21 protein-coding genes and 3 pseudogenes are annotated in these 23,725 nt (G+C 62.9%); 9 read left to right on the forward strand and 15 right to left on the reverse strand.

The annotated features are described in order from the left end of the window. The first annotated feature begins 42 nt into the window (after positions 1-42). The 4 genes and pseudogenes from AC07RV_RS18425 to AC07RV_RS18440 all read left to right on the forward strand — a co-directional run. Entirely contained in the window at positions 43-777 is a 735-nt protein-coding gene (locus AC07RV_RS18425; protein WP_492713920.1) for an HNH endonuclease, read from the forward strand. Next, positions 774-2,564 (forward strand): ATP-dependent nuclease, encoded by a 1,791-nt coding sequence (locus AC07RV_RS18430; RefSeq protein ID WP_492713922.1) that lies wholly within the window; start codon positions 774-776, stop codon positions 2,562-2,564. The genes AC07RV_RS18425 and AC07RV_RS18430 overlap by 4 nt, the downstream gene beginning before the upstream one ends. Then, a complete protein-coding gene (locus AC07RV_RS18435; RefSeq protein WP_492713924.1) occupies positions 2,561-4,327 on the forward strand; it encodes a UvrD-helicase domain-containing protein in 1,767 nt (588 codons plus the stop codon). The genes AC07RV_RS18430 and AC07RV_RS18435 overlap by 4 nt, the downstream gene beginning before the upstream one ends. A 290-nt stretch (positions 4,328-4,617) precedes the next feature. Beyond that, positions 4,618-4,818, forward strand: a pseudogene (locus AC07RV_RS18440) (helix-turn-helix transcriptional regulator); the annotation flags it as partial. A 245-nt stretch (positions 4,819-5,063) separates the two neighbouring features. Here the strand turns inward: AC07RV_RS18440 and AC07RV_RS18445 are convergent. Continuing rightward, positions 5,064-5,429: a helix-turn-helix transcriptional regulator gene (locus tag AC07RV_RS18445; protein WP_492713926.1), complete on the reverse strand. Its 366-nt coding sequence runs from the start codon at positions 5,427-5,429 to the stop codon at positions 5,064-5,066. A 171-nt stretch (positions 5,430-5,600) separates the two neighbouring features. On the opposite strand from AC07RV_RS18445, the gene AC07RV_RS18450 reads away from it, so the two are divergent. Next, on the forward strand, positions 5,601-6,164 hold the full coding sequence (locus AC07RV_RS18450) for a helix-turn-helix domain-containing protein (RefSeq protein WP_492713981.1): 564 nt from the start codon (positions 5,601-5,603) through the stop codon (positions 6,162-6,164). Between the two features lie 560 nt (positions 6,165-6,724). On the opposite strand, the gene AC07RV_RS18455 is transcribed toward AC07RV_RS18450, so the two are convergent. The 8 genes and pseudogenes from AC07RV_RS18455 to AC07RV_RS18490 form a co-directional block, all read right to left on the reverse strand. Further along, the gene (locus tag AC07RV_RS18455) at positions 6,725-6,925 is read right to left on the reverse strand and encodes a YqaE/Pmp3 family membrane protein (protein ID WP_492713928.1); all 201 of its coding nucleotides are present in this window, start codon (positions 6,923-6,925) and stop codon (positions 6,725-6,727) included. A gap of 491 nt (positions 6,926-7,416) precedes the next feature. Beyond that, entirely contained in the window at positions 7,417-7,923 is a 507-nt protein-coding gene (locus AC07RV_RS18460; RefSeq protein ID WP_492713930.1) for an SDR family NAD(P)-dependent oxidoreductase, read from the reverse strand. An 84-nt stretch (positions 7,924-8,007) separates the two neighbouring features. Beyond that, positions 8,008-8,253 (reverse strand): SDR family NAD(P)-dependent oxidoreductase, encoded by a 246-nt coding sequence (locus AC07RV_RS18465; protein WP_492713932.1) that lies wholly within the window; start codon positions 8,251-8,253, stop codon positions 8,008-8,010. A gap of 114 nt (positions 8,254-8,367) precedes the next feature. Further along, entirely contained in the window at positions 8,368-8,715 is a 348-nt protein-coding gene (locus AC07RV_RS18470; protein ID WP_492713934.1) for an ABC transporter permease subunit, read from the reverse strand. Between the two features lie 476 nt (positions 8,716-9,191). Continuing rightward, entirely contained in the window at positions 9,192-9,518 is a 327-nt protein-coding gene (locus AC07RV_RS18475) for an ABC transporter permease subunit (protein WP_492713936.1), read from the reverse strand. Continuing rightward, complete coding sequence (locus tag AC07RV_RS18480) at positions 9,515-9,664, reverse strand: hypothetical protein (protein ID WP_492713938.1); 150 nt, start codon at positions 9,662-9,664, stop codon at positions 9,515-9,517. Before AC07RV_RS18480 ends, AC07RV_RS18475 begins: the two co-directional genes overlap by 4 nt. Positions 9,665-9,833: 169 nt before the next feature. After that, a pseudogene (locus AC07RV_RS18485) lies at positions 9,834-10,942 on the reverse strand (IS5 family transposase). 539 nt (positions 10,943-11,481) lie between these two features. Beyond that, positions 11,482-12,813 carry an aminotransferase-like domain-containing protein gene (locus AC07RV_RS18490; protein WP_492713940.1) on the reverse strand — a complete coding sequence of 444 codons (1,332 nt, stop codon included), beginning with the start codon at positions 12,811-12,813 and terminating at the stop codon, positions 11,482-11,484. A gap of 88 nt (positions 12,814-12,901) precedes the next feature. On the opposite strand from AC07RV_RS18490, the gene AC07RV_RS18495 reads away from it, so the two are divergent. Next, positions 12,902-13,660: a sulfite exporter TauE/SafE family protein gene (locus AC07RV_RS18495; protein ID WP_444813996.1), complete on the forward strand. Its 759-nt coding sequence runs from the start codon at positions 12,902-12,904 to the stop codon at positions 13,658-13,660. An 801-nt stretch (positions 13,661-14,461) separates the two neighbouring features. Here AC07RV_RS18495 and AC07RV_RS18500 read toward each other — a convergent pair. The 6 genes and pseudogenes from AC07RV_RS18500 to AC07RV_RS18525 form a co-directional block, all read right to left on the reverse strand. Next, on the reverse strand, positions 14,462-15,463 hold the full coding sequence (locus AC07RV_RS18500; RefSeq protein WP_444813953.1) for an NADP-dependent oxidoreductase: 1,002 nt from the start codon (positions 15,461-15,463) through the stop codon (positions 14,462-14,464). A 108-nt stretch (positions 15,464-15,571) separates the two neighbouring features. Then, a pseudogene (locus tag AC07RV_RS18505) lies at positions 15,572-16,401 on the reverse strand (alpha/beta fold hydrolase). A gap of 11 nt (positions 16,402-16,412) precedes the next feature. Further along, positions 16,413-17,399, reverse strand: coding sequence for an acrylyl-CoA reductase (NADPH) (gene acuI / locus AC07RV_RS18510; RefSeq protein ID WP_444813954.1), 987 nt, complete (start codon positions 17,397-17,399; stop codon positions 16,413-16,415). A 35-nt stretch (positions 17,400-17,434) separates the two neighbouring features. Beyond that, a complete protein-coding gene (locus AC07RV_RS18515; protein ID WP_444610827.1) occupies positions 17,435-18,223 on the reverse strand; it encodes an SDR family NAD(P)-dependent oxidoreductase in 789 nt (262 codons plus the stop codon). 60 nt (positions 18,224-18,283) lie between these two features. Next, positions 18,284-19,378, reverse strand: coding sequence for an alkene reductase (locus AC07RV_RS18520; RefSeq protein ID WP_444813955.1), 1,095 nt, complete (start codon positions 19,376-19,378; stop codon positions 18,284-18,286). A 52-nt stretch (positions 19,379-19,430) separates the two neighbouring features. After that, complete coding sequence (locus AC07RV_RS18525; protein ID WP_444813997.1) at positions 19,431-20,276, reverse strand: alpha/beta fold hydrolase; 846 nt, start codon at positions 20,274-20,276, stop codon at positions 19,431-19,433. Between the two features lie 132 nt (positions 20,277-20,408). Here AC07RV_RS18525 and AC07RV_RS18530 point away from each other — a divergent pair, with 132 nt between their 5' ends. From AC07RV_RS18530 to AC07RV_RS18540, 3 genes are all read left to right on the forward strand, one after another. Continuing rightward, positions 20,409-21,014 (forward strand): TetR/AcrR family transcriptional regulator, encoded by a 606-nt coding sequence (locus AC07RV_RS18530; RefSeq protein WP_431513373.1) that lies wholly within the window; start codon positions 20,409-20,411, stop codon positions 21,012-21,014. 146 nt (positions 21,015-21,160) lie between these two features. After that, on the forward strand, positions 21,161-22,180 hold the full coding sequence (locus tag AC07RV_RS18535) for an AraC family transcriptional regulator (protein WP_444813956.1): 1,020 nt from the start codon (positions 21,161-21,163) through the stop codon (positions 22,178-22,180). A 149-nt stretch (positions 22,181-22,329) separates the two neighbouring features. Beyond that, entirely contained in the window at positions 22,330-23,724 is a 1,395-nt protein-coding gene (locus tag AC07RV_RS18540) for an MFS transporter (protein ID WP_444813957.1), read from the forward strand. Position 23,725 lies beyond the last annotated feature (1 nt).

Below are 23,725 nucleotides of genomic sequence, written 5' to 3' on the forward strand. Positions count from 1 at the left end.
CGCCGTGCGTGCAGGAAGCCAAAGTCTAAATGGAGACGCTGCATGACCCCTCTGGACCGCCTGCGGCTGGAGAAGGCCGGGGCAGACTGCGGCTTCGAAATGACCCCTCGCCTGACCGATGATGGCGTGCTTGAGCTGCGGTCGGCGGCATTTCCAGAGACCATTTGGGTCTCGGCTTCGACCAGTGTGGCTGCCAGCGTCAGGGTGTCGACATCATCGAAGGCGTTGCTGGACCATGTGGTCGGTGATGCTGTCGAGGTTCATGCGTATGGCGAGCTTTATGCCATCCTGCAACGCGCATCGGCCGTCGCCAGAACGATGCCGAACCGAGTGGCCGACAAGTTTCGGCGAGAGAAGGCCAGGCTCCCGCAGTCGACCGAGGCAGAGCGCTTGGTTGTTCAACGTGTGGGGCAGGGCCTGTTCAGGGATGCTCTGCTCGATTATTGGCAGGGGCGATGCTGCGTTTCCGGCTTGGCATTGCCCAGTCTGCTGCGTGCTTCCCACATAAAGCCGTGGGGCAAGTGCGCGACCGATGACGAGCGGCTGGATGTCTTCAATGGCCTGCTCCTAGCTCCGCACCTGGATGCCCTGTTCGACGGGGGCTGGATTTCCTTCGACGACGATGGAGCGCTGCTGACTTCGGCATCACTCTCGGGGGTAGCACGACTGCAGTTGGGACTGTCGGGCGATTGGCGCCTGAATGGACTGAAGCGAGAGCACGCTAGCTATCTTGCCTTTCATCGACAACACGAATTTCGGCCGGAGAATACTGAATGAAGGTCGTCCGACTGGCGATAGAGAATTTCCGTGGGATCAAGTCAGCCCAACTGCTGTTCGACGGGCATACGTTGTTCGTTGCGTCGAACAATGTGGGAAAAAGCACGATCTGCGAAGCTCTGGACCTCGTTCTCGGGGCCGATCGACTCAATCGGTTTCCCCCGATCGACGAGTTTGATTTCTACAACGCTCACTACATGAGCGCAGCGCTGGCGGAAGGCGAGCCGCCAGTGCTGACCAAGATTCGTATTGAGGTGGTCCTCGTTGAGCCGAGCGAGGAGGTGCTGATCAAATGTGGTGGGCATCTGGAGTTCTGGCACATAGCAGAGAAGCGCCTGCTCGGGGACGGGGAGGCCGCGCTCGCCAACCCACCCACCTCTGTTCGATGCCTGCGGCTGGAAACGATTGGCGAGTACGATCCCGAGGAGGATGAGTTCGTTGCGAAGACGTACTTTTCTAGGAGTCCTGACGAGGAGAATGGCAAACTCAAGCCGGTTCCAAGGCCCATCAAAAGGCTCTTTGGTTTCTTGTATTTGCGCGCCCTTCGAACGGGTTCGCGTGCCTTGAGCTTGGAGCGTGGGAGCCTCCTCGACATCATTCTCCGAACAAAGGGAATTCGCACGACGCTCTGGGAGAAAACCATCCAGCGTTTGCGAGACCTTGATCTTGAAGCTGATGCAGCCGAGATTACCCCCGTTCTCAGAAGTGTCGAGCAGCGACTGTCGCAGTACATCGCGATGGAGGCGCCAGGTCACGCCACCAAGATACATGTTTCGGAACTGACACGCGACCATTTGCGCAAGACGATGGCGTTCTTTCTTGCGCTGTCGCCGGATCAGAGCCATGTCCCATTCGCACACGCCGGAACGGGGACGCTCAACACATTGGTTCTGGCTTTGCTCTCGTTCATCGCTGAACTGAAGCCCGACACAGTCATCTTCGCGATGGAGGAGCCAGAGATTGCGGTCCCCCCGCATACCCAACGCCGGATCGCGCACTACCTGCTTACCAAGACGACCCAAGCGTTTGTGACATCTCACTCGCCCTTCGTGATCGAGCGATTCGAGCCATCTCATACGCTTCTGCTTTCGCGCGATGCCGGTGTCGTGAGTGCGCGAAAAGTGTCCGAAGCAGCAGGGCTGACCGACAAGGAGTTCAAGCAGTATGCAAGATGGGGGCTCTGCGAATGTATGCTTGGAAAGGCAGCTATCGTCCTTGAGGGATTGACAGAATTCCACGCACTGCCAGTGGCGGCTAGGCGTATTGAGGAGTCAATGGGCTTGTTTGGATTTCAGCCACTGGATATTCTCGGTGCGACTTTCTTCTATGCCTATGGCGAGTCCAACGTGCCGAAATTCGGAAAGTTCTTTAAGACAATGGGGCTCAAGACCTTCGCGTTTTATGACGTTGTCGCGAATCGCCAGCAAGCACAGAAGGACAGCCTGGCCGCAAACTTCGACATCAATACGGAGCACGTGCACAAAGGCTTCGAGGACCTCATCGCTGCGGAGATGCCGGTGGAGCGTCTCTGGGCTTTTCTGTCGTCGTTGCGAGATAGCGGCGAGGCAGCAAGCGTCGGGCTGCCGGCGGCTCGCCCTGATGACCCCGGTGTTCGTGTTCTGGCCCGGAACACGTTGAAGAGTAGCAAGGGGGCAGGGTGGGCAGCTCGCTTGTTTGAGGAGTGCGAGTTTGCGGAGCTGCCAGTCTCTGTCATGAATTTCCTCTACGAGGTCTATGCCGCGATGCCACAAGTTCCCGACGTTGAGGAGCAGGGGGCGCCCGCTTGACGGGACAGCCCATACCCGATCCGCGCGAAAGCGTTCTGGCCTGCAAGGGCCATGCACTTGTCATCGGTGGTCCTGGTAGCGGGAAGACGACGCTTGCTCTGAGGAAGGCGTTGGCACGCATACGCGCTGGTGTTGTGCCGGGCCAGACGGTCTTGTTTCTGAGCTTCTCGCGTGCGGCGGTTACTCGTGTCCTGGACGCCGCGAAGCTTGTGATTCCGAGGGGGGAAATTGCGCTGCTGTCGGTTCAGACTTTTCATTCGTTCTTCTGGGAGATCCTGAAGTCACACGCCTATTTACTCGGCGCGCCGCGCAGGTTATCCATTCTGCTTCCGCAGGACGAGAAGGCTCTGTCCGGCGGCATCGGCGAAGAAGACGAAGGTTGGGAGGAGTGGCACACCGAGCGCTATCGGCTATTCATGGAGGAGGGGCGCACGGCCTTCGATCTCTTTGCCTCCCATGCCGCAGAACTGCTTGCGCAGAGTTCTCATGTGAAGCTCAACATCGCCTTGAGTCACCCCTTGATCATCGTTGACGAGGCCCAAGACACGGGTGACAGCGCTTGGCGTTGCGTGGAACTTCTCGCACCACATGCTCAGATCATTTGTCTGGCCGATCTTGAGCAGCAGATATTCGACTTCCTTCCTGGCGTGGGTCCCGAACGAACCAAGGCGATCCGAGCGACCCTTGATCCGCTCGATGTGGATCTGGGAAATGACAATCATCGGAGCCCGGACACCGAGATTCTTGCCTTTGCCAACGACGTCCTGACCACGAAGCCGAGGGGTGGTCCGTACAAAGGTGTGGCAACAATTTCGTATGGAGTAGGAAAGAACGCGCCAAACTGGAACCACTTGCTACGGCGTGCGTTATCGGAATTGCACCGTGACATGCGAGCTGATGGCAAGGGATCCGCGAAGTCTGTTGCCATACTCACAATGGGAAAGGTCGGTGCCCTGAAGATATCCAACGCGTTGAACGCCTTGGGCGCCAATGTTGGCAAGGTCGTGCGGCACAAACTTCTGTTTGATGAAGCGGAAGCGCTGCTGACTGCTCGCTTTGCAGCGTTCCTGCTGGAGCCCAAGCAAGCGGATGGCATCGAAATGGACGTCGCCACGAGCATGGAATTGCTCGCTGCAGCAAGGCGCGCCACTGGCGCCGGCAAGGTGGCGGTAGACAAGCTACTGGAGCAGTCGATCAAGATCAGAGCAGGGAAGGTGCTCACGATCAATATCGCCAAAGCGCTGCGGTTCGTGGTCACGCATGTTCGGGAGGAGGGGCTGTCCGGTGATCCGGCCGCCGATTGGTTGTTCGTAAAGCATGTCCTGCGTCAGACCGAACAGGCAGAGTTGGTACGTGCTGCCTCCCAACTGGATTTTCTTGTGGCGTTTCAACGCGGTCATCGCATCTCGGCGGGGCTCGCCGCCGAGTGGCTCCGCGATGGCGCCTACACGCGCGCTAGATTCGCTCTTGATAACGCCTTGGCCCAGGAGCAAATCCTGGACGGAATCGAGGCGCATCCTGGATTGCAGGTCATGAACATTCACAAGGCTAAGGGCAAGCAATTTGATGGGGTCATCCTTGTCCGGGAACTTCGCCACACCGGCGACAGGCCGGAGTCATCTTTTGTCTGGCGTGGCGACCCAGACCCACATCCAAAAAGTCGGCGCCTTGTTCGCGTTGGTGCCACGAGGGCACGCCGACGGCTACTGATCCTGAGCCCAGTCTGGCCCCCGTGCCCATTGTTGCGAGGTCATGTCCTCTGATCGTCTTCCCATGGATCCGCCACGGATCATGTCGAGCTGGCGTGGTCAGTCGAGGCGGCCCCAATAATGATGCTTGAAAGCAACATAGAAAGACGGATGGCCGGGAGGGGGTACAAAAGGGGTACAAACGTTTTCCCCAATTGGCGAAAGTCAGCGTTCATGCGGTGTATAGACCATCTTTAGATCGGTTTCACAGGTTAGCAGCTTAGTCGCTGTTTCATGCACTGGGCAATTCTCTCTCCTCCCGCACGACAACCGTCGTTTCTCCGCACTCGCCAGCGCACGATCGGCTGGATGCGGCGGCGACCGCAAATCCTGAATTCCTGACCACCGAAGAAGCCGCGACCTTCCTGCGGTTGTCGCCGCGTACGCTCGAGAAGCAGCGCGTGCTCGGCGGCGGCCCGCGCTTTCGCAAGTTCGGCGCCCGCGTGGTGTACGCGGTCGCCGACCTGCGGGCCTGGGCGTACCGCAACACCTTCGGCATGACCTCGGGGTTCAATCACAAGAAGCGAAAGGAGGTCACAGAACAAGGCAAGACATACACTTGTCCACAGCCGACCCTTGCTGCGTCGGCTTCCACCCCTGGCTCACGATTCAAGCCGCGCGGTGGCTCAGTTCTACTTCGGCGCGGACACTCAGCCCCACCGAATACCGGGTGAGCCTTGGACTTGCGGCATAAGCCAGTCCACGTCCTTGATCGCAGCCCAACTCAACAACCTGTCCGGTGTAAAAATCGTCAACGCAGCTGCGAACGCCTATTGCCAGTGGCAGGTTTGGGCTCGTGCGACGCCTGATTAACTCGACGCTTTCTGCCGTCCTCACCCATGGATGGCTGAACGACGTGCGTGTTGCCAAAAAGCAGATCCGAAACTGTCGTTTTCAACGCAAATGCCACCGTGCCAAGAGTCCACAGCGATGGATTGGCTAATCCTCGCTCCATTAGAGATATGTAAGTGCGATCGAGTTCACAGTCGAAAGCGAGCTCGGCTTGGGATCTATCAGCCTCTATTCGAAGTTCTTTGAGCCGCTTCCCCAGTGCAATTGAAATGGGCTCTCTGTGCGCGAGCGCCCGCACGTTCGATCTCTTGACGGGTATTGGCATACCCGGTGACCTTCCTTCTTTGAAGTACTAGAATCGACGGTATATACACTGCATAGAAGAGTTGCTGTGAGCCCGACTCGAGCGTCACCTTTGCCAACTGCGGAGCCAGTACAAGTTCCCGACACTGCTTTGCCGGCGCAAGGATGCCGACCAGCACATGAAGCACGCAGCCTGTCAGCAACGCGCATAGGAGCGCAAGTAAGAGCGCTTCGCGTGGCGACTGACGTATCCGGCGGAGCGTTGGCGCAGGCCTCAGGAATTTCTGCCTCGATGATCTCGCGCATCGAGCGAGGCTTGGTGTCCCCATCAGTAGACACCTTGGATCGTCTTGCCGAAAGCCTACGCGTGCCGGTGTCTCGTCTTTTCGCAGAGAGAGAGATTCGGGCTGATTTTTGCCATGTGCCCGCTGGGTGTGGGCTAGTGGTCGACCGAAGCGGCGCGGCGTTGGACTATCGCCATGAACTGCTGGGTCACCTACTTTCGGGCCACATCTTAGTGGAACCGTATCTGGTCACACTTTTGCCTAGTGCTGAGCCCTTCGTGACTTCCCAGCACGACGGTGTAAAATTTCTGTACTTCCTCTCTGGCGAGGTCATATATCGCTATGGCAGCAAGGCGGTTTCGGTAAGGGCTGGAGACTCGCTCTTGTTCGATGCCAACGTGCAGCACGGGATCGAGGCGTTCCAGCACCAACCGGTCTCGTACCTGTCTGTGGTGCTGGCGCAGCGCGAATGATTCAAGCTCACTTGCCACCTTGCGCCAAAACTTCTAAGGAGAAGAGGCGGCTCGACACTGTCGAGACGCGCCAAGGCAGGAGATCGTTAATTTAACTGGCGGATGTGCGGGGAGGTGAGCCACGGCGCTCGCCTGGATGAAGGCCGACTGCGAATGAAACTAAACGCAGTCGCCCTGGACGGGGCCAGTTCAGCCTGTTGGATGCAGGCGGCAGGGCTCGGCATGCTGCCAATGAAACCGCCACATCACAGCTCTGTACAGCGCCGCATTTGTCCGCCCGTCTTGACGTCGGCTGACTGCCGAGCATCACCCTAAAAATCCAAAATCCCGCAAGGCCGTGGGTGTTTCAATGCCCTAGCAGTTCGGCATGCCGAACGGCCGCGGTTTGGAGTGTTAGTGAGCACGCGGCGTTGAGCTGCGCTCAATAGGCGGAGAGGGATGTGGCGTTTTCGGTTCGCCTGGAAATCCTGCTCGGGCTTGGGATCTGATGATCGAGGGACCTGGCGTCGCAGAGAACGCCCTTCTAACGATCGACCCGCTTGTCCTCTCACGTGCGACGCTTAGGTGCTCCTGCGAGCGCGCAGCGCCTTCTCAATCTTGCGATCCGTCTTGTACTGGCTGAGCGCATACACGGCCCAGATCGCGGCGGGAAGCCAGCCGATGAGCGTGATCTGCAGGATCAAACAGATGATGCCTGCGATCGGGCGGCCGATCGTGAAGAAGGCGACGAAGGGAAGAAGGATGGCCAGGATGAGACGCAAGGTGTTTTCTCCGTGGTTGTTCTAGACATGATCCTGCCAAAGGACGGGCCCGCAGACCATAGCTTCTCCTCACGATCCATCCGCCCACTAAGTTGCCAGCGGTCGGAATCTCTGGCGCGGATGGTGAGAGGGCCGTAGCACGGCTGGAATGCGGCCCGCAGGTTCCAGGCAGTCGCGAGCTGAAAGCCGCATGAGGCGAGCCATAGCATCACACCAAAGTCGGGATGCCGGCGTGGCTTGACTGCTCAGCGCTCACGTTCCCCGATGACCGCCTAGATCGTCGATCCGACGAACCCACCCGCTTAGCCTTTCGGACGAGCGAGCCTCGTGCCGATCTCAGTCGCCCTCCACCTCAGCCTCGCGCGGTCCTGTGCTCAGCCAACAGACAGCCAAGCCCGCCCCGAAAATCTGGCCAGACTGGCTCTCGAAGGCTTTCTGTGGCTTGCCCCAACCCGAGCCGCCCATCATGCCTCCCTCGGTAGTCAGACCCGCTAAGGCGCCGCGGGCATCCTGCCATCGATGTCCGTGAACCCGTACTCTTGCGCCAGATCCGCAACCAGATGCAGTCGACCGCTCTTTTCCATGAGCGCTGGATCCGCCGCCAAGCCAACCACAGCCCGCCCCGCGAACTCGGACGATTCTCCGATTTCCATGATCCGCTTGGCGAGTGGTGGTGGGACCTGGTCCGGCTGAGCGAGGAACTTCTCGCTCTTGATAAAACCTGGCCACATCACGACCGCGGCCACGTTGAAGGGCTTGAGGTCGTGAGCCATGTCCTTGGCCATCTTGTCGACGCCGGCCTTCTGCACTCCGAAGGGCACGTTGAAGGCGTAGCGCAGAGTCCCGCCTGAGGAGGTATTAACGATCAGTCCCTTGCGGCGGGCAACCATCTTCGGCGCCGCGCAACGGCTGGCGATGTAGTGCGAGCGCAGCCCTGCGCGCAGCAGGTCTTCCCAAAGGCCGTCTTCGAACTCCCAGAAGGGCACGTTGACCGGCATGTGGGACGGGGGCCGCAAACACGTTGTTCACCAGGATGTCGATCGCTGCGTTCCGTTCATCGTGCACACGCTCGAACACGCGCTTCACGCTGGCGTTGTCGCCATGGTCGCAAACGATCGGGATGCATCGGCCGCCACGCCGGGCGATTTCGTGGGCGGTTTTCTGAAGGGACCCCGGCCAGTTTGACGCGCGGCCTCGAGCGAGCGCCTGGTCGCATAGACCGACGCACCCGCTTGACCGAGCGCCAGCGCGACGCCCTTGCCGACGCCTCGCGTTGCGCCCGTCACTACGGCCACTTGGCCCTCAAGCGGTCTGTTGCGATTCAGCATGCTTCATATCGATGGGATCAGGGCTGGTGCCGCAGCGCAATCGGACACAGCCATGCGTCCGCGCCACCTGGAAAGCAGCGGCAGCACAAGCATGGCCCCGAGCATCACGGCGCCTTAGAGAACGCCGGTGAGCTCTTGCGACAGCTTCTCGGCGACGTCAGGCACGAAGGAAAGAAAGACCGCGGCCACGAAGGTACCCACCCTCGAGCTCGGGCCAGCAAGCGCCACGCCGACCAGCAGGCTCAGCGAGAGGAAGATCGGGAAGCTGTCCGGGGAGACGGAGTGAGTCAGGCCCGTGTTGAGTGCGCCGGCCGCACCGACGGTGGCAGCACTGACGGCGAACGCGGTCGCTCGCCACTTGCGGACGTCGACGTCGACGCCGACGGCCAAGGCGGCTGTCGGATGGTCGCGCAAGGTGATCCAGGCAAGACCCACCGGTTCATTGAGCAGTCGGCGCAGCACGCCGTAAATCAGTGCGGTCCAGACAGCCGTCAGAAGCAGGTTCCACGCATCGGGTTGCAGGAACTCGATGCCAAATAAGGTGCAGCCGGAGGGTCCAGGCTCAGCCCACCGACGCCGCCAGTCCAGGGCTCCAGCGGCGGATGCTTCAGAAGCTGCGGCAGCGCGACAGCGAGTGTGAAGGTGGCCAAAGCGAGATAGGGGCCCGCCAACCAGGACGCTGGCAGACCGAAGAGGAAGCTGAACACTCCGCAGACTGCCATGGCCGCGGTCACGGTGACATAGAAGGCAATCTCTGATGGGCGCGCAAGACGCCCGCGGTGTACGCGCCGACGGCAAAGAAGGCGCCGTGGCCCAGCGAGATTTGGCCGCTGGAGCCGATCAACAGTTGCAAGCCACGCACGGCCAGCCATGGCCTTGCCGGCACAACAGGTAGGCGCAGTGGGCGCACGCTCGGTGTGGAAGAGATGTGGGTGGGCTCAAACACGCTGAACCGCCTTTCCGCCGAGCAGGCCTTGGGGGCGCACGACAAGGATGGCAAACATCAGTACCAGCGCGATCGTGAGTTTGCGCTCATTGCCGGTCACGTAGGCACCCAGCAGGTTCTCGCCGATCCCCAGCACGAGGCCTCCCAGGATGGCGCCGGGCGGGCTGTCGACACCGCCCACGACCGCGGCGGCGAAGCCGTAGATCATGATGCCGGCCATCATGTGCGGGCCGAGGAAAACCACCGGTGCGGCCAGCAGGCCCGCGACCGCCCCGATCACGCCTGCGACACCCCAGCCGATCATCAGCACCCGGCTCACGCTGCCCCGGACAGCGTGCGCGACAGCAGATTCAGGGCCGCGGCCCGCATCGCCAGGCCGAGACGCGTGAAACGGAAGAAGGCACTCATCGCCAGCAGCACAGCAAGCGTGACCGCGACGGTACCGAGCGCGTGGCCCGACAACATGCCCTGGCCCAGGGGGCTCTAGCAGGCTGTTGAAACTCGACGTTGCGAACGTCGATTGGTTAGCTTGATCAGGCGGTTGAAGTCGAATTGGCCAGGGCTTGGCTGTCGGTTTCGACCGATGAGGCTTTGCGCACGTGCGCCACACGTCGGGCAGGGGCCGTTCGTGGGCTCATTGCACAGCCCTTTGAGGCCCAATGCACAGCATTCGAGCCATCCGCACGATATTGCTGGCCGTCATGGTGAGCTTGAACGGCTGGTCGACACGCTGGAGTCCGCGGTACATCGTCTGTCGTATCCGCCCGACCGTCTTCGCCCAGCCGAAGTGCTCTTCGATGCGCTTGCGCACGACCTGGCTGGCAGCGTAGCCGGCGTGACGAATCGTTCGTCCATCGACGGCGCTGCCACCCCAACGCGTCGTGTGGCTGGCCACGTGCGGCGTCACGCTGCGCTTGTGACAGTCGGCGATGAAGTCTCGCGTGTCGTAGCCCTTGTCGGCTGCGATCGTCTTACGGTGTGCTCCGGGGACGGTGTCGAGCATCGCCAATGCTGCTGAGCGCTCGCCATGGCCGTCGGCGTACGTGACCACCGCGCCAACAACCAGACCGTTGAGTTTTCCATCAGCACATGGCCTTGATACGCCAGGATCGCTGCAGTGCTGGCGCCCTTGCGGAACAGTCTGGCATCCGGATCTGTCTTGCTCTGGTGCGTATCGTTGCTGCGTGGTCGGCCCTTCCAATCGCGCTCTTGGTTGCGACCTGCGGGGCCGCCACCTGCCCCGGGCCCGTCGCCGTCCTTGGGCAAGAAGCTCTTGTGACTGGTCCAAGCCTGGATGAGCGTGCCGTCCACCGAGAAGTGCTCCTTGCTCAGCAGCTTGCGCTTGTCAGCCAGTCGCATCACCTCGGCGAAGAAGCTCTCGACGACAGCGTGCTCAAACAGGCGATCACGGTTCTTGGAAAAGACTGAGTGGTCCCAGACCTCGTCATCGATGGCCAGCCCGATGAACCAACGAAATAGCAGGTTGTAGCGAACCTGCTCCATCAGTTGCCGTTCGCTGCGCACGGAGAAGAACACCTGGATCAGCATTGCCCGTAGCAGCTTCTCGGGGGCAATCGATGCTCGCCCAGTCTCGGCGTAGATCGTGTTGAACAGACCGTTCAAGCCGACCAGAGCCTCATTGACCAGCCCGTGGATGGCTCGCAGCGGATGGTCTGGCGGCACGAAGTCACCAAGTTTGGCCAGCGTGAACAGGCCTTCCTGCATCCCATCTGATCCGCGCATCGGTATCACCCCACATCGTTGCGTCACCTCAACCCCCCGGAGAAATTCAACAGCCTGTTAAGGCCTCGCTCTTCGTTTGGGAGCAGGGCTACATGGCGCGAACAGGCTCGGCCATGGTCTTGTAAGGGTAAGAGAACTCCGGGAGTTTGGAGACGAGTCCTGTTCCGCAACTCATATCCGATTCCATCCAGTTCGCGCGGTATGGTGGATCGCCGCAAGGTGAGCCAGACCCGATATCCAACTTGTCTATCATCGCGCCCGGTGGCGCAAGTCCTACGTTGCCACCGCCGCGGATTGCTATCTTGCGCCACTTCGCTCATGGCACGGCTCGCGGCTCGCGGCCCTCGACGCGCCGCGGCCGAACTGGTGCCGCTGGCCCGAAGAACCGCATGCGCTCGAGAAGATGCGCAAGAGCCATCTGAGCCACGTCCGGTTGCGGCCGCAACCCGTCGTCGCTGCGGGCTCCGCGCACGAGCGAATCTAGCGCCTCCGCACGACGCTCGAAGCCGCGGGCGCTTCGTTCGAGGCAGGGATCGGACTCAGCAGTCGAGACTCGCCACGACGCCGCCGACTTTTTCCAGGGCCCGCTTCAGGTCGGCATGCGACACCGAACCCAGCGCCAGCCGGATGGCGTGCGGCGGCTGAGAGCCCACGGCATACGGCGCGGCGGTGGAGACCAGCACGTGGTCCTCTTTCAGCCGCATGGCGACTGCGTCCGACCGCACTCCGGCGGGCAAGGGCAGCCAGACGAAATACGAAGCCGGGTGGCGAACCATCTCGAACTGCGCCAGCACCGTGGACACGATGCGCTGGCGCGCGACGGCATCGCGTCGCTTCTCCTGCTCGAGCCGCGCGACCGTGCCGTCCTGCAACCAACCGCAGCACAGGGAGGTCACCAGGGTCGGCGTGTTCCAGACCGTGGCGCGGATGGCGCGGTGGATGCGGGGAACCAAGGCGGCGGGCGCGCATGCAAAGCCGAAGCGCAGACCAGCCGCCACGCTCTTCGAGAGGCTGGAGACATACACGGTGATGTCGGGCGCGAGCGCCGCCAGCGGCGCGGGCGCCTTCTTCTCGAGGAAGGCGTAGGTGCCATCCTCCAGCAGCAGCAGGCCGCGGCGGCGCGCCACCGCGATCAAGGCCACGCGCTGCGCCAGCGGCATCACCCAGCCGAGCGGGTTGTGCAGCGTGGGCATGCAGTAGACGGCGCGGACCTTTCGCCGGCGGCATAGCGCGTCGAGCGCGTCCGGATCGAGCCCCGGGCCGGACGCGGGCAGCGCCACCAGTTCCAGCCCGCACAGCTCGGCCACCACCTGGATGCCCGGGTAGCTCAGGGCGTCCACCGCCACCGCATCGCCGGGCCGCAGCAGGGACATGGCGGCACAAGCGAGCCCATGGATCGCGCCGCTGGTGATCAGCACCTCGTCGGCGGCGACCGACAGGCCCCGGCTCTTCAGGTGCGCCGCCACGATGGCTTTCTCGTGCGGACGGCCGCCATGCGGCTGGTAGCGCAGCACGGACTCGAGCTCGCCCGCCGAGGCCAGTTGCCGGAGCGCAGTGCGCAGCAGGTCCGTCTGCATCGGCAGCGCCGGATAGTTGAAGCTCAGGTCCAGCAGGTCGCCGCTGGCCACGTGCATCTCCACGCCGTCGCCGAAGGGGATGGGCTCGCGCACGAAGGTGCCGCGGCCGACCTCGCCGGAGACCAGCCCCATGGCCTGCAGCTCCGCGTAGGTGCGCGTGGCCGTGGCCAGCGAGATGCCCTCGCGCGTGGCCAGCCGGCGATGCGTGGGCAGCGCCGTTCCGGGTTTCAGGCGGCCCTGGCGGATGTCCTCCGAGAGCCGGTCAACCAATTGCTTGTAGCGAGCCTGGGGCATGCGCCATTGTATTCATGACAATAATTTGATTGTCTTGCATCGGGGAACTACGATCCGGGCCTTCCACCGATCCACCCGTTTCCGCCGCATGGAACTGACGCTCACCACCATCCTCGTCACCTTCGCCGGTGTGTTCCTGATCTGCTTCATGAAGGGTGCCTTCGGCGGCGGCTTCGCGATCATCGGCATTCCGCTGCTGTCGCTGGTGATGGACCCAGTGACGGCCGGCGGCCTGCTCGCGCCGCTGTTCATCGCGATGGACCTGTTCAGCCTGCGCTACTGGAAGCCCTCCACGTGGTCCAGGCCCGACCTGCTGCTGCTGGTGCCCGGGCTCGTGGTCGGCATCGGCGCGGGCTATGTGCTGTTCCGCGTGCTCGACCACCGTGCGATCGCCATCGTGATGGCGGCGATCACGCTGGTCTTCGTCGGGGTGTGGTTCGTGCGCGGTGGCGAGGTGGTGATGCGGCCGCGCTCGTCGCCCAAGGCGATCGCCGCAGGCTTGACCTCGGGCATCACCACGATGGTGGCGCACTCGGGCGGACCGCCGCTGGCCATGTACCTGCTGCCGCTCGGCCTTAGCAAGCAGGTCTATGCCGGAACCACGAGCATGTTCTTCACGGTCGGCAACATCCTCAAGGCCGTACCGTGGCTGGCCCTGGCCCGGCCCGCGGGCAGCGTGTGGACGCTGATGGCCATCTGCCTTCTCGCCATTCCCTCGGGCGTCTGGCTGGGCTGGCGCCTGCACGCCCGGCTCGACCAGCGGCAGATGTACCGGGTCTGCTATGGCCTGCTCGTGATCACGGCCATCAAGCTGCTATGGGACGGCGTGTCGGGCTACATGCACTGAATCACCGAAGCGCCGGCGCACGAAAGCCCGCGGCGGCGAACTGCACCCACTGCTCGATCAGCTTGTTGGAGTCCTGCGGCGTGGTGTTGCCATGGAATATTCACTTGAAGCTGCGTCCGTGCGGCCGCGTGGCGGTCAGGATCGCCCCCATTGGGAAGAAGAGCCGCCAAACCAGCTGCGGGACGCCAGTGAACCTTAGTGCCAAATACGCGGTGGCCATTCTCACCCCAAATGACAGGTTATGGCCGACGTATCCGGGCGCACAGCGGTCGCAAAAACGTCCCGAGCAGTCACTCGTCGGCCGAGTACCCCACGACACGACCGTCCCGCAAGAGCGCCCAACCGTAAAAGCCCGAGGCCTCACCTTGGCCTCTTCTCTGTAGTCAAATTCCCAGAGCTCATCTCCTGGCAGCATACGGGTTCGCATGCCGTGAAGCAGATTTCGCGTACGCTTTCCAGAGCCAAGGAACGTCTTAGCCCCACTTTTCCATCGAACGCTGACCCGCTTCTGCGCACCGATGCGCAGAACCACAGGCGTGCGCGTTGGAATACAGGCGGTTCAAGCGTCAGCGAAAATGTGGGTCCACGCGTCGATGGCCGCACCGATGCCGCTAGATGCGCCGGTCACCAGTGCGCGCTTGCCGATGCGGGCGGTTGTGTATGAACTCAAGGTCGATCTCCTGGTCATGCAGAGCGGGTACAGAGCGCCAAGGCCACCGGAGGCTTGCGCGTCGGCCGTGCGATGGCCTGAGTCGGCGGGGCAAGGGCCTGATCAAAGACGCTAGCGCAGGCAGGCGGCAGCTACACCACTTGCACCACGACCTTGCCCTTGGCGCGCCCACTGTCGACGTAGGCCAGTGCTTTGTGTGTGTCCTGAAATGGGAACACTTTGTCGACGACCGGGCGGATGGCGCCTGACTCGATGAGGGCGGTGATCTCTCGCAACTGCGCCCCATCGGCCCGCATGAAGACGAAGGTGTAGTGGCCCCCGTTCTTCTTTGCCTTGTTCCTGATGCCGAAACTCAACAGGCGCAGCACTTGCCTGAGCGGCCAGGCCAGTCCTCGCGCGATGGCGAACGCCGGGGTGGGCGGCCCCGAGATGGAGATGAGATGCCCGCCCGGCTTGAGAACCTGGAGGGATTTGTTCAGCTCGCCGTTGCCGAGGCTGTTCAACACCACGTCGTAGTCGCGGAGCACCGTGGCGAAATCCTGCTGCTTGTAATCGATGACGACGTCCGCGCCCAAGGCCTTCACCCAGGCGACGTTGGCCGTGCTAGTGGTCGTGGCCACGAATGCCCCGAGATGCTTGGCAAGCTGGATGGCAATGGTGCCGACGCCGCCGGAGCCGGCATGGATCAGAACCTTCTGTCCTTTTTTCAGCTTGGCGGTTTCGACCAGCACCTGCCAGGCGGTCAGGGCCACCAGAGGAACGGATGCGGCCTCGACCATGCTGAGATTGTTGGGCTTCAGCGCCAGCGACGATTCCTTGACGGCGATGAACTCGGCGAAGGTGCCGATGCGATCGTCGTCGGGGCGCGCATAGACCTCGTCGCCAGGTTTGAAGCTGCGAACGCGAGCGCCGACCCACTCAACCGTACCGGCCAGGTCGTTGCCCAGGATCAGGGGAAAGTGGTAGGGAAGAATCAATTTGAATTCGCCGTTCTTGATCTTCGAGTCCAGGGCATTGATGCTCGCCGCGTGGATCTGGATCAGGACGTCATCGTCCCGCACCTCGGGTTCGGGCGTTTCGCCGATGCGGCCAACCTCATTCTTTCCGTAACGATCGATGATGAACGCTTTCATGGGCGACTTTTTTCCAGAGTGTTTCGTTGAATGCGCTTCGGGCAGCCCCGCCCCACAGGGGGCGGTCGGGAAAGTCGGCCTGAAGCCGGTTGCAAAAGATGCCGTCGTTCAGTCATTGAGAAAGGCCATCGCCTTGGGCACGAATTCGCCGTGGTACTGGAAAATCCCGCCATGCCCAGCGTCTTTGTAGATGACCAGTTGCGAGCCTGGGATGCGACGCGCCATGTCATGGCTGTTCACAGTGGGCACCATGATGTCGTTGTCGCCATTCGCAATCAGCACAGGGATGCGGATGCCGCCCAGATCCTGGGGCACCTGCCGGCCCCAGGCCTTGATGGCCTTCAGCTGTCGCAGGAAGGTAGGGGCGTCGGCCCCTTGTCCCGATCCGCCTTGCGCTCCTTCAGTCGCTCCAGGAAGGCTTTCGCGGCTCGACGACCGTTGCCCGTGGAGGTGAAGAACAGAAAGGTCTTCGGATCCCGCAGCGTCAGCAGGCCTTTGACTATCAGCGGCCAGGAGACCGCTCCGACCCGTTCGATGCCTGTGCCTCCTGCCGGCCCTGTGCCGGTCAGGATGAGTCGGCGCACCAGGCCGGGGGCTTTCAGCACGATGTCCTGCGCCACGAATCCTCCGAGGGAGAAGCCAAGCAGATCAATCTTCTCGAAGCCCAGTGCGTGGACCAGCGCGATCGCATCCCGCGCCATCGCATCGATGGTCACAGGCGCTGTTCCGCCTGAAGCGCCGATCCCTCGGTAGTCGAGGGCGATGATGCGATGCCTGCGGGCAAGTCCATCGACGATCCGCGGGTCGAAATTGTCGAGGACCGCGCCCCAGTGGTTGAGCAGGACCAGAGGCACGCCATCGCGCGGCCCCAGGTCGCGGTACGCGAATGCAGTCCCGTCGACATCGATCGAGAGGTTGGGAGCATCGATGTAGGGCATGCGCGATCCGGTCAGGCGTTTACATCCACGATGGTGCGCCCCTGGACCTTCCCTGCGAGTACCTGGCTGGCAACGTCAGGAACCTCTGCCAATCCGATCACCTTGGTGGTCCGTGCCAGCTTGTCCAGGTCCAGGTCGCTGGCCAGACGCGACCACGCCTGCAGCCGCGCAGGCTGCGGCGCATTGACCGAGTCGATACCGGCGAGGGTGATGTTGCGCAGGATGAAGGGCAGGACAGATGCCGGCAGGTCCGCGCCCTGTGCGAGCCCGAAGGCCGCGACCACGCCGCGATAGCGGGTCTGCGCCAGGACGTTTGCCAAGGTATGGCTGCCGACCGAATCGATGGCCCCGGCCCATCGCTCCTTGGCGATCGGTGCGCCCGCTTCGGACAGGGTGTGACGGTCGATGATGTCCGCCGCGCCCAGCGCACGCAGGTATTCGGATTCCTCGAGACGCCCGGTCGACGCGATCACGCGATAGCCCAGGCTCGACAGCAGCGCGATCGCCACGGAGCCGGCGCCGCCATTGGCGCCCGTCACCAGGATGTCGCCGTGCTCGGGCGTCAGGCCACCATGCTCGAGCGCGAGCACCGACAGCATGGCGGTGTACCCGGCGGTGCCGATGGCCATGGCATCCCGGGTCGAAAACACCTCGGGAACCTTGACCAGCCAATCACCACTCACCCGCGCCTTCTGCGCAAAGCCGCCGTGGTGCGTCTGGCTCAGTCCCCAGCCGTTGGCCAGCACACGGTCGCCGGCTGCGATGCCGGGATAAGTCGATGCCTCGACGACGCCGGCAAAGTCGATGCCCGGAATCAGCGGAAACTGGCGAATGACCGGTGACCGGCCACTGAGCGCCATCGCGTCCTTGTAGTTCACCGTCGAGTACTCGACCGCGACGGTGACGTCGCCCGGCATCAGGTCCTCTTCCTTGAAGCCGACCAGGGTGCTTGATATGGTGTCGCCGGTCTTGCTGGCGAGCAGTGCCTTGAATGTCATGTGATGTTCCTTCCGTTCTGGCGCTTCTTTCCGTATCAGGCGGCGTTTCGATAGCGCTCTGCCACATGCGCCTGCCGGATGTCCGCGACCAGGGCCTGACGTGCCGTGTTCAGCGTTTCCCAGCGCGCGGCATCGTGCAACGGCGGGATGGTCACGAGTTCACGGCGGTCGAATCCGGCCAGCGCGGCATCCACCAGCTCTTCTACTCCCATCAGGTCAGGCATCGCACGGCTATCGATGCCCGCGCGCTCCCAGATCTCGGTACGGGTTCCGGCCGGCAACACCGCCTGCACGTAGATACCCTGGGGCGCGAGCTCCAGGTTCAGCCCCTGGGACAGGAACAGAACGAAGGCCTTGGTCGCGCCGTAGACCGACATGCCGAACTCGGGCGCCAGGCCGACCACCGAGCCGATGTTGACGATCGCACCTTTGCCGGCCTGCACCAGGCGCGGGGCGATGGCACTGGCCAGCCTGACCAGCGCGGTGGTGTTGAGGCTGACCAGGCGAGCGATGTCGTCTGTCGGTTGATCGATGAATTGGCCGGACAGCGCGGCCCCGGCGTTGTTGATCAGGGTTTCGATCCTGGCGTCCTCGCGCAGGCGCGCCTCGATTGCGGCCAGATCGCCGGGTTGGGTCAGGTCGGCCGAAAGGATATCGACGGCAGCGCCGGTTTCCTCACGCAAGCGCGCCGCAAGCTCTTCCAGCCGCGCCTTGTCGCGCGCCACCAGCACGAGGTCGTGGCCGCGGCGTGCGAAGCGGTCGGCATAGATGGCGCCAATGCCGGTCGAGGCGCCCGTGATGAGAACAGTGGAATGAGAGGTCATGTGTTTTGCTGGTGATCGAAAGGGTGAGTCCATGCCGCGATATGCAGCGTGGAAAAACGACTACCGGACGCTGGAATCAGCGAGGGTCGGATAGTCGATGTAGCCTTTGGCGCCACCGCCATACAGCGTGGTGGGGTCCAGCGCGGCGAGGGGTGCGCCGATCTCCAGCCTTTCGACCAGATCGGGGTTGCTGATGAAGGGGCGGCCGAAGACGAACAGGTCGGCCTTGTCCTCGATCAGGCGGGCGTTGGCCAGTTCGAGGTCATACCCGTTGTTGGCCAGGTAGGTGTTCTTGAAGCCAGTGCGCAAGGCGTCGAAATCGAACGGTGCGGCATCGCGCGGCCCCCCGGTGGCGCCTTCGACCACATGCAGGTAGACGATGCCCATCGCATTGAGTTGCTCGGCGATGTAGTCGTACTGCGACTGCGGATCGCTGGACGAAATGGCGCCGGCCGACGACACCGGCGAGAGGCGCACACCGGTGCGTTCGGCACCGATTTCCTTCGCCACGGCGGCCGTGACTTCGAGCAACAGGCGCGCGCGGTTCTCGATGGAGCCGCCGTACGCGTCCGTCCGGGTGTTGGCACCGTCCTTGATGAACTGCTCCAGCAGGTAGCCGTTGGCACCGTGGACCTCGACGCCGTCGAACCCCGCAGTGATCGCATGGGCCGCAGCCTGGCGGAAATCCTCGACGATGCCTGGAATCTCATCCAGGGTCAGGGCACGTGGCTCGGAGACGTCATGAAAACCGTTGTTGACGAAGGTCTTGGTCGCGGCGCGGATGGGGGAGGGGGCCACCGGCGCGGTGCCACCAGGGCGCAGGTCGACGTGGGAGATACGGCCCACGTGCCACAACTGCACGAAGATCCGCCCGCCCTTGGCGTGAACGGCGTCGGTCACCTTGCGCCAGCCGTCGATCTGCTGCGGCGTGTACAGGCCCGGGGTGTCCTGGTAGCCCTGGGCATCGGCCGAGATCTGGGTGGCCTCGGTGATGATCAGGCCCGCCGAGGCGCGCTGACCGTAGTAGGTGGCGGCGTACTCGCTGGGCACCAGACCAGCGCCTGCCCGATTGCGCGTCAGCGGCGCCATTACGATGCGGTTGGACAGTTGGAGTGAGCCAAGTGTGTAGGGCTCGAAGAGCGTCTTGTCAGTCATGCTTGTTTGCTGTGTCGTCGTTGATCGGGCGGGGACGGGATGCGCTACGGCATCACTCCTCGAGGAACTGGATCGCGTGTTGCAGGAAGCGCTCGGGATACTGGAACTGCGCGCCGTGTCCGGCGTCGGGATAGATCAACAGCTGCGCGTTGGGAATGTTCTGCGACAGATGCCAGGAGTTGATCGTGGGAATCATGATGTCGTCGACGCCGTTGAGCACCAGGGTCGGCTGCGTGACGGCGTTCAGGAAGGCATAGGGGTTCGCACCCGGCAACGGCTGCAGGTAGGCGGCGTGCGCCTCGGCTTGGGCTTGAGCGACGGCCATCGAGCTGGGCGGGTCCTGGTCGGCGCGCTGGTGGCGGCGCTCCCAGAAGGCCAGACCCGCCTGCTTGGCAGCTTCCGAGCGGCCGAAGAACAGGTAGAGAAAGTCATCCGCGGTCGGCACGGGGTTCGGCGCGACCTCCAGCACCCTGGGCTCCATCTTCGGATCGCCGCCGCGCAGTCCGGTGCCGAGCAGGACGAGCTTTCGAACCAGTTGCGGGTGACGCAGCACGACCTCCTGCACCTGGAAGCCCCCGATCGAGAAACCAAGTAGATCGACCTGGGACAGACCCAGCGCCCGGATCACCAGGGCGATGTCGTCCGCCATGTCTTCGATCCGGTTGCGGGGCGTGCCGGTCGAGGAGGCAATGCCGCGACCGTTGTAAAGGATGACCTCGCGGCCTGCGGCCAGACCATCGGTCAACAGGGGATCCCAGTGGTCCATGCCGCCGCGGAAATGTTGGACGAAGAACAGAGGGGGCTGTCCGCTGGAGGTGTTGCCCCAGCGGCGATAGGCGAATTTGTCGCCATCCACTTCGACGAAGCGGGTGGGTGCGGTCAGGTGGGTATCGCTCATTTTCGGGAGCCTTCCAAGGTAAGTTGGCTTAATGATGTCGATCATCATCTTTGATGTCAAGGACTTTGATGATGATCGACATCAATGTATATTCATGGCTTCACCGATGGCACATCTAGAGAGGTCCTGGACATGAAGGTCACCAAGGCGCAGGCACAGGCGAACCGGGCGCACATCGTCGAGACGGCCTCCACGCTGTTTCGCGAGCGTGGTTACGACGGGGTGGGGATTGCGGACTTGATGGCGTTCGCAGGCTTTACCCACGGCGGGTTCTATAAGCACTTCGAATCCAAAGCCGACCTGATGGCGCAAGCCGCGACTTGTGGTTTTGCGCAGACGGCCGCCAAGGCCGAAGGCGTCGATGCGATGGCATTTGTCCATCACTATCTGTCCCGTGAACACCGAGATGCACCGGGTGACGGTTGCACGATGGCCGCCCTGTGCGCAGATGCTGCGCGCCAACCGGAGTCGATCAAGACGGCGTTTGCGACCGGCATTGAAAACCTGCTGGTGACCCTGGGAAACCAGTTCGACGCGCCAGAGGAGGACGATCAGGGCGGCGACGCACGCGCCAGGCGGATCGACCTCATTGCGCAGGCAGTCGGTGCCATCGTGCTGTCGCGGGCGTGTCCTGACGACTCGCCACTGGCCGATGAAATTCTGGATGTCTGCCGCAGCGCCGTCCTGTCGAGGCTTTCGTCGACGGCACCTGGCGCTTCCGATTCCCAGATCAGCTAGTCGCACAACTTCCGCGACAGCCCACGACAGAGGTCGGCGGCATCTCATTGATGCAGACGCTGCGGGTCCCCTGAGGTCGCATCCTGCTCAGCGCGAAACGCGCTTATAAAGAGCTCGCCCCACCACTGATTCTTGAGCGAGTGCGTATGAAGTCTGCTGGCTTGAAGGGAACCGTGTCCATTGAACTGGTGCACGAGGCGATCCACGCCGCGGCGCTGAGGAACATGGACATCAGCAGCGTCCTCGAAAGCGCCAAGATTGATCGTGAGCTGTTGAACGCGCCGCGTGCGCGCATCTCGGCGGCGGCGTATTCGCAGATGTGGGTGGCGCTGGCCGACCTGATGGACGACGAGTTCTTCGGCCTCGACAGCCACGGGCTTCGCCGCGGCAGCTATGCGCTGATGACGCGCGCCGCCGTCAACGCCGACAACCTGGCGCATGCGCTGCGCCGCATCCTGAGGTTCCTCCACGCCACATTGGACGATTTCCGCGGCGAGCTGGTCTGCGACGGCGACGAGGCGCGCGTCGTGCTGCATGACGGCGGCGTGCTGCGCCGGTTGTTCGGCTACGGCACCTGGTTCATCCTCGTCCATGGGCTGGCGTGCTGGCTCGTGCACCGGCGCATTCCCCTGCGCGAGATGCAGTTCCGATGCCCGCCGCCCGGCGACGACAGCCACTACCGAACGCGCTTTTGCGAGAGCGTGAAATTCAATGGCGAGACCACGCACATCAGTTTCGCCAGCGATCTGCTGGACCTGAAGATTGCGGAGTCGCCCGCAACGGTCGACAACTTCCTGAGGGAAGCGCCGGCCAACCTGCTGGTCAAGTACCGCAACGACGCCAGCACCAGCGCCCAGGTGCGCAACAGGTTGCGAAGCCAGATGCCCGAGGCGTGGCCCGAACTCGAAAAGCTCGCACAGGAACTCTGCGTTTCCGGCACCACGCTGCAACGCCGCTTGCAGCAGGAGGGCGTGAGCTACCAGCGCGTGAAGGACGACCTGCGGCGGGACATCGCCATCGACCTCTTGTCGAGCGCGTCGCTGACGGTGGCCGAAGTCGCCGCGCGCACCGGCTTCCAGGAAACCAGCGCCTTCCATCGCGCCTTCAAGAAATGGACAGGCGTCAGCCCGGGCGCCTATCGCTCGTCCGCGCCCGCGCCGGAATAAGCCGAACCTTCGGCGCTCGCCGGGGACGCCGACATGTCCGAACGCCCCATCCAGATCGAGACGCGCGGGCATGGAAGCGAGCCGCCTGCAGAACTAACCTCCCGTCGACATCGCATCCCGCGACAGATCAAACGACAGGAGACAAAAACATGCGGCAGGCCGGCAAGCAGGTCGATATTCACGCGTTGGCGGGGCAATCCCGGTTCAACGGCTTTCACGGGCTCGTGCTCTGGTGGTGCGTGTTGATCCTGGTCATCGACGGCTATGACCTGGCGGTCGTGGGCGCCGCGCTGCCATCGATCATGAAAGACATGGGCGTCGACGCCACGAGCGCCGGCGTCATGGCCGGGTCGGCGTTGTTCGGAACCATGCTGGGCGCGATCTTCCTGGGCACCCTGGCCGACCGCATCGGCCGCCCTCGCATGATCGCGGTGTGCGTGGCGCTCTTCAGTGTCTTCACGGCGCTGACTGGGCTGGCCACCGAACCCATCGGCTTCAGCGTCGCCCGCTTCATCGCGGGCCTCGGCATCGGCGGGGTGTTGCCCATCGTGACCGCGCAGATGGGCGAGTTCGCACCGGCGAAGCTGCGTACGCGCCTGGTGACGATGGTTTTCGCGGGCTACTCCGTTGGCGGCATTCTGGTCGCGCTCACCGCCAAGCAGCTCATCGAGAGCCATGGATGGCAATGGGTGTTCTATGTGGCCGGCTTGCCCGTGCTGCTGATTCCACTCATTCTGAAAACGATGCCCGAATCGCTGTCGTTTCTCCTCAAGAAGGGTGACCAGCGGCAGCTCGGCGAGATCGCGGCCAAGCTCGCGCCGGAGCAGCCGAACGCAGCCGGCACCGTGTATGTAGGCGCGTCCAGCGACCGCCTGCACGACGCGCCGGTGCGCACCCTGTTCGACGCCGGGCGCGCGTTCAGCACCGTGATGATCTGGGTGGCCTTCATGACGGGGCTGTTCATGGTCTACGCGCTGAACTCCTGGCTGACCAAGCTCATGGCCATGGCGGGATACAGCCTGGGCTCGGCCCTGAACTTCGTGATCGTCTTCAACGTCGGTGCGATCGTGGGCGCAATCGGCGGCGGCCTGCTGAGCGACAAGTTCAACATCAAACATGTACTGGTGGCGTTCTACGTGGTCGGGGCTGCGTCGCTGGCCGCGCTCGCATACACGAAATCGACCGAGCTGCTGTTCTTTGCCGTGTTCGTGGTGGGTGCGTCCACGCTCGGAACGCAACTGCTGGCCTATGCCTACGCCGGCGATTTCTATCCACCGGCCGTGCGTTCGACGGGTGTCGGCTTTGCCTCGGGTGTCGGCCGCATCGGCGCCATTGCCGCGCCGATCCTGATCGGCTGGCTCGTGTCGCTGAGCCTGCCCATCGAGCAGAACTTCATGGCGATCGCCCTGGCCGGCGTCATCGGCGCGGCAGCGGTGTCGTTCGTGAACCAGTCGCGCGCCGCGTCGACCCAGGCCAAGGCCGCGCGCGCGGCCCCCGGCGAAGTGGGCCGTGTGGGCGGGGCGATTCGTCCGGCTTCGAAATAGC

This window comes from Variovorax sp. GW821-FHT09B01, assembly GCF_059418345.1.

Excerpts from the sequence above, each read along its gene's own strand:
- AC07RV_RS18500 (WP_444813953.1), bottom strand. The coding sequence starts at position 15,463 with ATGAAAGCGTTCATCATCGATCGTTACGGAAAGAATGAGGTTGGCCGC.
- AC07RV_RS18480 (WP_492713938.1), bottom strand. The coding sequence starts at position 9,664 with ATGTTGTCGGGCCACGCGCTCGGTACCGTCGCGGTCACGCTTGCTGTG.
- AC07RV_RS18530 (WP_431513373.1), top strand. The coding sequence starts at position 20,409 with ATGAAGGTCACCAAGGCGCAGGCACAGGCGAACCGGGCGCACATCGTC.
- AC07RV_RS18490 (WP_492713940.1), bottom strand. The coding sequence starts at position 12,813 with ATGCCCCAGGCTCGCTACAAGCAATTGGTTGACCGGCTCTCGGAGGAC.
- AC07RV_RS18430 (WP_492713922.1), top strand. The coding sequence starts at position 774 with ATGAAGGTCGTCCGACTGGCGATAGAGAATTTCCGTGGGATCAAGTCA.
- AC07RV_RS18445 (WP_492713926.1), bottom strand. The coding sequence starts at position 5,429 with ATGCCAATACCCGTCAAGAGATCGAACGTGCGGGCGCTCGCGCACAGA.
- AC07RV_RS18535 (WP_444813956.1), top strand. The coding sequence starts at position 21,161 with ATGAAGTCTGCTGGCTTGAAGGGAACCGTGTCCATTGAACTGGTGCAC.
- AC07RV_RS18515 (WP_444610827.1), bottom strand. The coding sequence starts at position 18,223 with ATGACCTCTCATTCCACTGTTCTCATCACGGGCGCCTCGACCGGCATT.
- AC07RV_RS18495 (WP_444813996.1), top strand. The coding sequence starts at position 12,902 with ATGGAACTGACGCTCACCACCATCCTCGTCACCTTCGCCGGTGTGTTC.
- AC07RV_RS18425 (WP_492713920.1), top strand. The coding sequence starts at position 43 with ATGACCCCTCTGGACCGCCTGCGGCTGGAGAAGGCCGGGGCAGACTGC.
- acuI (WP_444813954.1), bottom strand. The coding sequence starts at position 17,399 with ATGACATTCAAGGCACTGCTCGCCAGCAAGACCGGCGACACCATATCA.
- AC07RV_RS18540 (WP_444813957.1), top strand. The coding sequence starts at position 22,330 with ATGCGGCAGGCCGGCAAGCAGGTCGATATTCACGCGTTGGCGGGGCAA.
- AC07RV_RS18465 (WP_492713932.1), bottom strand. The coding sequence starts at position 8,253 with ATGCTGAATCGCAACAGACCGCTTGAGGGCCAAGTGGCCGTAGTGACG.
- AC07RV_RS18525 (WP_444813997.1), bottom strand. The coding sequence starts at position 20,276 with ATGAGCGATACCCACCTGACCGCACCCACCCGCTTCGTCGAAGTGGAT.
- AC07RV_RS18460 (WP_492713930.1), bottom strand. The coding sequence starts at position 7,923 with ATGCCGGTCAACGTGCCCTTCTGGGAGTTCGAAGACGGCCTTTGGGAA.
- AC07RV_RS18520 (WP_444813955.1), bottom strand. The coding sequence starts at position 19,378 with ATGACTGACAAGACGCTCTTCGAGCCCTACACACTTGGCTCACTCCAA.